This is a genomic window from Streptomyces sp. HSW2009, assembly GCF_040240285.1.
GTDB lineage: Bacteria > Actinomycetota > Actinomycetes > Streptomycetales > Streptomycetaceae > Streptomyces.
On sequence record NZ_JBEHZD010000309.1, the window covers coordinates 1 to 9,330 of the forward strand.

At 70.7% G+C, this 9,330-nt stretch carries 7 protein-coding genes, 1 other RNA gene and 3 pseudogenes; 3 read left to right on the forward strand and 8 right to left on the reverse strand.

Annotated elements, in window-relative coordinates:
* Positions 1 to 205: hypothetical protein (locus tag AAHZ94_RS21400; protein WP_349994599.1), on the forward strand; the 205-nt coding region annotated here is incomplete at its 5' end.
* 280 nt (positions 206 to 485) lie between these two features.
* A complete protein-coding gene (locus AAHZ94_RS21405) occupies positions 486 to 1,505 on the forward strand; it encodes a sigma-70 family RNA polymerase sigma factor (protein ID WP_349994600.1) in 1,020 nt (339 codons plus the stop codon).
* A gap of 127 nt (positions 1,506 to 1,632) precedes the next feature.
* Here the strand turns inward: AAHZ94_RS21405 and AAHZ94_RS21410 are convergent.
* The 8 genes and pseudogenes from AAHZ94_RS21410 to ftsE all read right to left on the reverse strand — a co-directional run bounded on the left by AAHZ94_RS21410 (position 1,633) and on the right by ftsE (position 8,345).
* Positions 1,633 to 2,672, reverse strand: a pseudogene (locus AAHZ94_RS21410) (IS630 family transposase).
* Positions 2,673 to 2,820: 148 nt separating this feature from the next.
* On the reverse strand, positions 2,821 to 3,867 hold the full coding sequence (locus AAHZ94_RS21415; RefSeq protein ID WP_502964733.1) for a P1 family peptidase: 1,047 nt from the start codon (positions 3,865 to 3,867) through the stop codon (positions 2,821 to 2,823).
* 14 nt (positions 3,868 to 3,881) lie between these two features.
* Positions 3,882 to 4,251: a transfer-messenger RNA gene (gene ssrA, locus AAHZ94_RS21420) on the reverse strand.
* A gap of 154 nt (positions 4,252 to 4,405) precedes the next feature.
* Entirely contained in the window at positions 4,406 to 4,885 is a 480-nt protein-coding gene (gene smpB / locus AAHZ94_RS21425) for an SsrA-binding protein SmpB (RefSeq protein WP_349994601.1), read from the reverse strand.
* A gap of 18 nt (positions 4,886 to 4,903) precedes the next feature.
* Positions 4,904 to 5,710: pseudogene (locus AAHZ94_RS21430) on the reverse strand (S41 family peptidase); the annotation flags it as partial.
* A gap of 393 nt (positions 5,711 to 6,103) precedes the next feature.
* Positions 6,104 to 6,667, reverse strand: a pseudogene (locus tag AAHZ94_RS21435) (S41 family peptidase); the annotation flags it as partial.
* Positions 6,668 to 6,734: 67 nt separating this feature from the next.
* The gene (ftsX, locus tag AAHZ94_RS21440; protein WP_349994602.1) at positions 6,735 to 7,646 is read right to left on the reverse strand and encodes a permease-like cell division protein FtsX; all 912 of its coding nucleotides are present in this window, start codon (positions 7,644 to 7,646) and stop codon (positions 6,735 to 6,737) included.
* A 9-nt stretch (positions 7,647 to 7,655) separates the two neighbouring features.
* Positions 7,656 to 8,345: a cell division ATP-binding protein FtsE gene (ftsE, locus tag AAHZ94_RS21445; RefSeq protein ID WP_176161906.1), complete on the reverse strand. Its 690-nt coding sequence runs from the start codon at positions 8,343 to 8,345 to the stop codon at positions 7,656 to 7,658.
* 314 nt (positions 8,346 to 8,659) lie between these two features.
* Between ftsE and AAHZ94_RS21450 the strand changes: the two genes are divergently transcribed.
* Positions 8,660 to 8,848 (forward strand): hypothetical protein, encoded by a 189-nt coding sequence (locus AAHZ94_RS21450; protein ID WP_349994603.1) that lies wholly within the window; start codon positions 8,660 to 8,662, stop codon positions 8,846 to 8,848.
* Positions 8,849 to 9,330: the final 482 nt, after the last annotated feature.

Consider the following 9,330-nt stretch of genomic DNA (forward strand, 5'->3'; position numbering starts at 1 on the left):
GGGGGGGGGGGGGGGGGGGGGGGGGGGGGGGGGGGCGGGGTCCGGCGGGGCCGCGGGGCGCTGGCTCGGGCCCGGAGCCGCCGTCGGGGCCTGCGGCCGGGCGGGTGACGGCGGGCTGAGCAACCAGAAGCGGGCCCATGTCGTCTACAGGGTGGGAGCGCAGCCCCGGACGACGTCGTTCGGGGTTGGAGCACCCGACGAGTGACGTGACGGCCGTCTCACGGGGGCCGTGGCGCCGGTGGTTCGTACCAGCGTCGAAGTCTCCTTCGGTACCCGCCGTGACCTGCGCTTCCCGATGATCCACTGACATGTGGCCTCCCTTGCGGCGGGACAGGGTACTGCATGATCACGAAATTGGCGGGACCGCAGGGGAATTCTGTCCGGTTTCCACTCGTTGTTTCCATCGGACGGGGTACTTGCAGGGTCCAATGCCCACTACCTCGACCAGCACGATCCCGCGACCGACTCATCGCAAGGGAGCACGCATGGCAACCCGTGCCGTCGCCCGTCGTCAGGCTGGTAATTCCGGTGCTACCGGCAGTACCGCCTCTGGCAGGGCAAGCAGTGTTCGCGCCGTAGGCGGGGAGATCGCCGACCGCGACCTGGTCGGCATGTACCTCGACGAGATCGCACGTACGCCGTTGCTCGACGCGGCCAAGGAAGTCGAGCTATCGCAGACCATCGAGGTGGGTGTGTACGCCCAGCAGATCCTCGACGGCGAGGTGGAAGAAGCCGCAGCGGCGGGCGCGAGCCGCGAGGAGCTGGAGGCGCTGGCCGCCGAAGGTTCCCGGGCGAAGGACGTCTTCATCCGCTCCAACCTGCGCCTGGTGGTGGCGGTGGCGCGCCGCTATCCGCGCAGCGGGCTGCCCCTCCTCGACCTGATCCAGGAGGGCAACGCGGGCCTGGTCCGCGCGGTGGAGAAGTTCGACTACGCCAAGGGCTTCAAGTTCTCCACGTACGCGACCTGGTGGATTCGCCAGGCCATCACGCGTTCCATCGCCGACCAGTCCCGCACCATCCGGCTCCCCGTCCACCTGGTGGAAGAGCTCGGCCGCATCCGTCGGGTGCAGCGCGAGTTCAACCGGGAGAACGGCCGCGACCCGGAGCACACGGAGATCGCTGCCGAACTCGGCTCCACACCGGAGCGCGTCTCGGACGTGCTCGACTGGGCCCGCGACCCGGTCAGCCTCAACATGTCCGTCGACGACGAGGGCGAGACCCAGTTCGGCGACCTGCTGGAGGACACCTCCGCGGAGTCCCCCGAGCAGTCCGTCCTGGTGATGCTGCGCCGCGAGGGCCTCGAAGACCTGATCGGGCGGCTGGACGAACGCACCGCCTCGATCATCAAGGCGCGGTACGGCATGGAAGACGGCCGCGAACGCACCCTGACCGAGGTCGGCAAGCAGCACGGCCTCACCCGGGAGCGAATCCGGCAGATCGAGAAGCACGCCCTGCTGGAACTGAAGAAGATGGCCCGAGACACGGGCTTCGACGCCGCCGCCTAACGGCACCCGAACCCCCGCCACCTGCGGCTTCTTGCTGCTGGGGCGGGGGTTCGTGGGTTTGTGGGTTGGGTTTGTTGGGCGGGGTGTTGGTGGCTAGTGCTCTGACCGCTTAGGTTCGCCGGGTTGTTCAGGCCGCGGCGGCGAGCGGGCGTCCGCCCCAGCGGATACCTCTCTCGCTTCGGATGCGGGCGCGTTCCCTGCGTTCGGCGGCTAGGACGTCGCGGTGGCGGGTGTTGGCGTTGCGCCAGCGCAGGTAGGCGTGCAGGGCCCGGGTCTGCACGGTGTGGTTGGGGTGAAGCACAGCTCGACCTTGTGTTTCCTCGCCCAGCGCTGGATGTCAGCGCCCTTGTGGGCGGACAGGTTGTCCAGGATGAGGTAGATCGGTGCGCCGTCGGGCCTGGCGGCGCGGATCGATTTCAGCGCGGCCAGCGTGTTCGCGGCACCCTTCTTGCGGCGGTTGACACCCCACAGACGGTCGTCGCCGACCGAGTAGCAGCCGTGGAAGTAGCGCACCCCGTGAGTGCGGTGGTAGCTGGCCGGCACTCGGTCGGGATGGGTCTGCTCGGCCCAGCCCGATCCTGCGGTGGGCCGGATTCCGAGCGGGCCAAACTCATCGAAGGCGAACACTCGGTCGGGGAAGCGGTTCAAGAACCCCTCGATCCGGTCCAGCTTCGCCTCGCGGTCCGGGTCGGGGGATTCCTTCCAGGTCTTGGTGCGCTGGAAGGTGACACCGCGGCGGGCGAGGAGAGTGCGTAATGCTTCGCGGCCGATGCGGATGACCCGGCCGTGGACTTTCCGCAGGTAGGCGACGAGTTTGCGCAGTGACCAGCGGGTGAAGGGCTGGCCGAGCTTGGTGGGGCGAGTGGTGGCCGTCTGGATGACGAAGTCCTCGTCATCAGGGTTGAGCAGGCGGGGACGGCCTCCCGCCCATCGAGGGTCCAGGCAGGCCAGACCGATCTCATTGAATCGGTGGATCACATCGCGCACGGTGTCCTCGTCGGCTTGGACCAACTGGGCGATCACCGGCACCCGGTTCCCGCCGGCCGAGGCCAGCAGCATCATCGCCCGCCGATAGCGCACCGAACTGGTGCTGCCTCGACGCACGATCTGCTGCAGCTTCTGCCCTTCCTGGTCAGTCAGTCTGCGCACACGGACAGGCTCGGCCACCGCGCCTCCAGCGGTCGGTTCGGACGTCACCACACATCCAACCGCCACGACGCCCAACCCGGCGAACCTATGCGGTCACAGCACTAGCGGTTGGTGTCCGCTGGCTTCGGCCCTCCCCCCACCCCACCCCCTCCCGCGCAGCTCCGGCTCAGCCCTCCGTTTGCTGTTCGCCGGGCTCGTACAGTTCCCGGTACGACGGGAAGACACCGCCGGGCCCGTCGATGCTCTCGGCGGAGAGCATCGCGTCCACCACTGCCTGCATGAGGACGTCGGCGCCGGCTGCCAGGACCTCGTTGAGTGCTCCTGCCGCCCGGTGCACCCCGAAGGCTGCCGTGTTCGGCAGGCCCGCCGTGGCTGATGTGGCGGCTGCGTCCAACGGGTGTCCGCCGGTGGCCAGCGCGAAGACGGTGTCTCCGTCGGAGAGCAGGTGGACGGGTCGTACGGCGCGGGCCAACCCGTCGTGGGCGGTACCCGCCAGCTTCTGGGCCTGGGCGCGGGTCAGGTCGGCGTCCGTGGCGACGATGGCGAGTGTGGTGTTGAGTGGCGGGTCCACGGAGGTCGTCTGGCGCCGTGCGGACTCCTCCCGCGCGAGCCGCAGTCGCTGCTGCGCCTCGCCGTGCCGGTCCGGTGGCACCGGCTCGTAGAACCTGCCTCTCTCCTCGTGCTCCCTCCTTTCCCCTTCCCCATCTGCCTCCTCCGCCCGGACCTGCCCTTGGCTCGCGCCCTGCCGGCTACTCGGACCCGGCGCTCCCGGTCCCACTCCACCCGGGCCCGCCTCCCCCGCGCCCGCCCCACCCGCCCCGGCGCCCGTATCCGGCGGCCCTTGTCGCCCGTCTCGCTCCTGCTGCTCCACTCGCTCCTGGTGTTCCTCGTACGGCCGGTGGCAGTCCTCGTACGGCCGGCCGTAGAGCGTGCCGTACAGGCGGCCGGTGTTCGGGTCGATCGTGGAGCCGGCCGCGTTGACGACGGCGAGGGCGGCGACCGTGATGCCTGAGGGGAGCACGGTGCTCGCGGTGCCCACGCCGCCCTTCACCCCGCCGGCGACCGCTCCCGTGCCGGCCCCTACGTTGCCGCGCGCCGCGCCACCCGGTCTGCCGTCGTGGGGGGCGGGGGGGGGCGCCCCGCCCCGCCGCCCCCCCCCCCGCCGGCGCAGAAACGACGAAGGCGAGGCGGCCCACGCAGTCCGTGGGCACACCTCGCCTCTCGCATTCGTGGAGATGGCGGGAATCGAACCCGCGTCCAACGGTGCGGAATCAGGGCTTCTCCGTGTGCAGTTCGCTGCGCTTTTCTCGGCCCCGGAGATCACGCGAACAAGTCTCCGACGGGCCCAGCCACTGTTGGTTTTCCCGCCAGACCCCGTGGCCGGGCCTGGCGGTTGAGTTCCCTAGCTGATGCCAGGATCCGGGTCGGGAACACCCCCGGGCTGACACTTCGCGAGTCGCTACTTAGGCAGCGAGGGCGAAGGAATCGCGCTTGGAATTGGCGATTATTGGTTTCGGCATATGGTTTACGAGATCATTGCCGCTTTCTCGACACGCTTCCCCTGCTTCGACATCCGCTGTCGAAACCGATCATCCCCATGTGGTGTTTTCAATGCGCACCCCATAAGGGGCTACCCCGGCTATGCGGAGCAGATGCCATCGTACGTGAACAGCATCCGTACGTGCCAGCCTATTCCGCTGACCGCCCGATGGCGGCGCCGCGCACCCGGCAGGTCGCCCGGATCGGGGCGGTCAGGCCCGCTGTCGGCGGCGGACCGCCGACATCGCGCGGTCGGCCTCGCGGCGGTCCTGCTGCTCGCGCAGCGTCTGCCGCTTGTCGTACTCCTTCTTGCCCTTGGCCAGGGCGATCTCGACCTTGGCCCGGCCGTCCTTGAAGTACATGGCCAGCGGCACGATGGTGTGGCCGCTCTCCTGGGACTTCGACTCCAGCTTGTCGATCTCCGCGCGGTGCAGCAGCAGCTTGCGCTTGCGGCGCGCGGTGTGGTTGGTCCAGGTGCCCTGCGCGTACTCGGGCACGTGCACGTTGTGCAGCCATGCCTCGTGCCCGTCGATCTGGACGAAGCCGTCGACCAGCGAGGCCCGGCCCTGCCGCAACGACTTGACCTCGGTGCCGGTCAGCACCAGACCGCACTCGTACGTATCCAGGATGTGGTAATCGTGGCGCGCCTTCTTGTGCTGCGCGATGAGTTTGCGTCCCGTCTCTTTAGCCATAGCGCGGCCATTGTCGCACTAGGCCCCGCCCCCGAGGCCACTCAATACTGACTGCGCCCGCTGTTCGGCGTCGTCGCCCGCGGAGAGGTCGGGGGAGATGCCCACGCCTTCGACGCCGCGGCCCGCGGGGGTGCGGTACTGGCCCACGGTCTCCTCGGCGACCGAGCCGTCCGGGCGCTCGGTCGGAAGTTGGACCGAGCCCTTGCCGAAGGTCTGCGAGCCGATCACGACCGCCCGGCCCCGGTCCTGGAGCGCCCCGGTCAGCAGTTCGCCGGCGCTCATCGTGCCGCCGTCCACCAGCACCACCAGCGGGGTCTGGGTGTCGCCGCCCCGGTCGGCGTTGAGAACGCGCTGGTCACCGCGGACGTCATAGGTGCCGACCAGCCCGCCGTCGAGGAACGCGGAGGCCGCGGTGGTGGCCTCGGTGACCAGGCCGCCGGAGTTGCCGCGCAGGTCGAGTACGAGCGCATCGCCCTTGGGCGCCGCCCGCACCGCGCGGCGGACCTGGTCGCCGGTGTGCTTGGTGAACGCCTCGACCTTGATCCGGGTCGCGTCGGGTTCGCCGTCGGTCAGCCGGTGCACCGTGACGTTGCGGGCCGCGAGCCGGGAGCGGCGCAGGGTCTGGCTCCACTGCCGGCCGGCCCGCTCAAGACCGAGCACCACCTCGGTGCCTGCGGCCTCGTCGGCGGCGTCCCCACGCCGGCCGGCCGCGCCCCGGGAGCCGTCGCCGCTCGGCGCGCCGCCCGCCGCCGGCGCATCGTCCCCGGCCGCGCCCGGACCACCGGTGCGGCCGTCCTCGCGGGTGGGGCCAGCGCTGCCAGCCGGGTCAGTGGCCCCGGCGTGATCCGAGGCGCCGGTGGTGCCGCCGCCGGCCGGCCCCTCACCGGTACGGGGCTCCGCGCCGCCCGGAGCGTCCGGGGCTACGGGGGCTCGTACCGCATCGTGCGTCCCGGGCTCCGCCGGGTCGTCCGCCGCCGCGCCCTCGTCATCGGCGGGCCCAGCCGCCTCCACCGCTTCGGCCGCATCCGGCGCGTCGTGCGGTCCGCCCGGCCCCTGCGGTCCCTGCGACCCGCCCGATCCGTACGGGCCGGCAGGCTGCTCGGCGGGGCCGGGCTGGGATGCGGCCGGCGCGCCACCCGGCTCCGGGCCCTGCGCCGGCGGGGGCGCGCTCGTCCCGGTCGGGCGGGAGGCGGCCGTGTCGTCCTGGGGGACGTCGCCGCGCAGCCTGGCCACCACCTCGGTGACCGGGCGGCCCGTCACGGGCACTCCGTCGATGGATCTGAGCCGGTCACCGGCGCGCAGGCCGGCCCGGGCCGCCGGGCTGCCCGGCTGGACGCGGTCGACGGAGATGACCCCGCTCGGCAACCGCCGGGCCCACAGCCCGACGCCCACGTACTGGCCTTCGAGGCCGCGCTTGAACCCCTCGTACTCACGGCGGGTGTAGACCGAACTCCACCGGTCGCCGCTGCGGCTCACCTCGCGTGAGTGGTCGTCATAGCCGGGCGCGGCCGGGGCGGCGGCGCGCGGCGGCGGGTCGGCGGGGCGGGCATCGCCGGCCGGATGAAGGGAGTCGGGAGACGGGGCGCGGGCGGCCCGCGGCGGACGCTCGTCGGCGGGTTCGCCGCCCCAGGAGCCGGTGGCGGCGCCGGTCGCCAAAACGCTGGCGAAGACGAGGGTGAGGGCGGCCCCGCGGCGGGTACGGCGGAGTCGCTGCTCGGCCTCCGCGGGCTGCGTGCCAGCCGGCGCGGAGCGGAGCGGACGGATCATCCACGGGCCCGACATACCGGCGAGTCTAGGCGACGGCCGGGCGCCGCACGGGGTGTTGACCGTACGGCGCCCTAGGCGTACGTCACACCTTGAGGTACTTGCGCAGCGCGAAGAACGCGGCAAGCGCCGGCATCAGCAGACCGATCGCGAGCACCAGCGGGAGCTTGGAGATGACCGCGTCCCAGCCGATGAAGTCGATGACGCTGATGTGGTCCGCGAGCCAGCCGTTGACCAGCACCTGCTGGCCGGTGACCAGCAGGACGCAGGCGAGGACCGCGCCGATCAGGCCGGCGATGGCGGCCTCCATGATGAACGGCATCTGGATGTAGAAGCTGGAGGCGCCCACCAGCCGCATGATGCCGGTCTCCCTGCGGCGGCTGAACGCCGAGACCCGCACCGTGTTGACGATCAGCAGCAGGGCCACCACCAGCATCAGCGCCATCACGCCGAGTGCCGCGAAGTTCATGCCGCTGAGCAGGTTGAAGAGGGGTTCGAGCACGGCCTTCTGGTCCTGCACCTCCTGCACGCCCGGCCGGGCGGCGAAGGCACTGGAGATGACCTTGTACTGCTCCGGGTCCTTGAGCTTGACCCGGAACGACTCCTGCATCTGGTCGGCCGTCAGCGAACTGGCCAGCGGGGAGTCGCCGAACTCCTCCTGGTAGTGCTTGAACGCCTCCTCGCTGGTTTCGAACTGCACCGACTCGACCAGGTTCATCCGCTCAAGCTCGGCGCGGATCTCCTTCTTCTGGTCGTCGGTGACGGCGCCCTTCTCACAGTTGGGCGAGGTCTCCTTGTCGTTCTTGTTGCACAGGAAGATCGAGACATTGACCTTGTCGTACCAGTAGCCCTTCATCGAGTCGACCTGCTCGCTCATCAGCAGGGACGCCCCGAACAGTGCGAGGGAGAGGGCCACGGAGACGATCACGGCGAAGGTCATCGTCAGATTGCGGCGGAGACCGACGCCGATCTCCGACAGGACGAACTGGGCGCGCATGGCGTCCTTTCAGTGCTGGTAGCCGTAGACGCCGCGCGACTGGTCACGCACGAGACGGCCCTTTTCAAGTTCGATGACGCGCTTGCGCATCTGGTCGACGATCTGCTGGTCGTGGGTGGCCATGACCACCGTGGTCCCGGTCCGGTTGATCCGGTCCAGCAGCTTCATGATGCCGACCGAGGTCTGCGGGTCGAGGTTGCCGGTGGGCTCGTCCGCGATGAGCAGCATGGGCCGGTTGACGAACGCGCGGGCGATGGCGACCCGCTGCTGCTCACCACCGGAGAGCTCGCCCGGCATCCGGTCCTGCTTGCCGCCGAGGCCGACCAGATCGAGCACCTCGGGCACGGTCTTGCGGATGGCGCCGCGCGGCTTGCCGATCACTTCGAGGGCGAAGGCGACGTTCTCCCCCACCGTCTTGTTGGGCAGCAGCCGGAAGTCCTGGAAGACGGTGCCGAGCTGGCGGCGCATCTGCGGCACCTTCCAGTTGGACAGCCGCGCGAGGTCCTTGCCCAGCACGTGGACGGCGCCGTGACTGGCCCGCTCCTCGCGCAACAGCAGTCGCAGGAAGGTGGACTTGCCCGATCCCGAGGAACCGACCAGGAAGACGAACTCGCCCTTGGCGATCTCCAGCGAGACGTCCCGCAACGCGGGGCGGGTCTGCTTGGGATAGGTCTTGGAGACGTTGTCGAATCGGATCACGAAAGCACCACGGTCGACCTGTGTAGGGGGTACGGGCTGCTGCCGCTGGTGCGGCTCCCGTCGGTGAGCGTGACCCTACGCGAAGCGCACAGCGGCGCGCAGTCGGCGTCCGGGGTTGGTGCGTTTCCTCCCGGCCACATCGGGAACAAACAACGGCAATCCGGACGGCTCGGGGCCGGTACACTGGGCGATTCGCACGGAGCGCGCCGATGCGCACGGAAGCTGGCACAGTGGTAGAGGAACAAGCGCTCGCCCCGAAGCGTTTGCCCCTTGTATAGGCAGCGGCTGCGCCGCATACGGGAGGAGGAGAGCGCATGACGTACGACAGGCTCGTCTGCGCCAACTGCGCCAGTCCCGTCAGCGAGGGCCGGTGCCCGGTCTGCCGGGCCAGGCGGCGCTCCCAGCCCGAAGGCCCACTCGCCGGGCTGACCCCGGCAGCGCTGATAGCCCTGCTCATCGCCTTGATCGCGGTGGCCGCCGTGGCCCACCAGGTGACGGCCTAACCCCACAGCAGCACGCCAATACGGTCCCACCCACGGGCCCGCGCCGTCGCATGCTCCACCCCTGCCATGCCGCGTCAGCGCCCCTCCACCGCATCCGCACGCCAAGCGCCGCGCCCCGAAGGCCCGTACGCGGCCGGTGACGCTGCGCACCCCATTGAACACGCCAAGTGCCGGCAGCAGACGCAGAACGCCGGCAGTGAGCCGCGGCGCGGGGCGGTCGGGTGCGGGGGAAGCCGCTCGTGGTGGCGCGTTCGGGGCGTGTGACCGTTGACGCGCCCCGCGAGGTACCCGCTCGATGTCCGTGCGCCCGCGGGCGCCCTTCTCGTACGCAGATCACCCCATCGATACCGGGCGTACGAGCGTGTGCACGGCACGTCGAAGGGCCCACGGCGCGCCATGCGTCGTGGGCCCTTCGTGGACCGCCGGTCGGGGCGGGCGCGGTGTGCGCCGTGGGGGGCCCCCGGTGGCACGCCCCCGCGGGG

Coding starts and splice junctions, on each gene's coding strand:
- ftsX (WP_349994602.1), bottom strand. CDS start 7,646: ATGCGCGCCCAGTTCGTCCTGTCGGAGATCGGCGTCGGTCTCCGCCGC.
- AAHZ94_RS21405 (WP_349994600.1), top strand. CDS start 486: ATGGCAACCCGTGCCGTCGCCCGTCGTCAGGCTGGTAATTCCGGTGCT.
- AAHZ94_RS21450 (WP_349994603.1), top strand. CDS start 8,660: ATGACGTACGACAGGCTCGTCTGCGCCAACTGCGCCAGTCCCGTCAGC.
- smpB (WP_349994601.1), bottom strand. CDS start 4,885: ATGGCTAAAGAGACGGGACGCAAACTCATCGCGCAGCACAAGAAGGCG.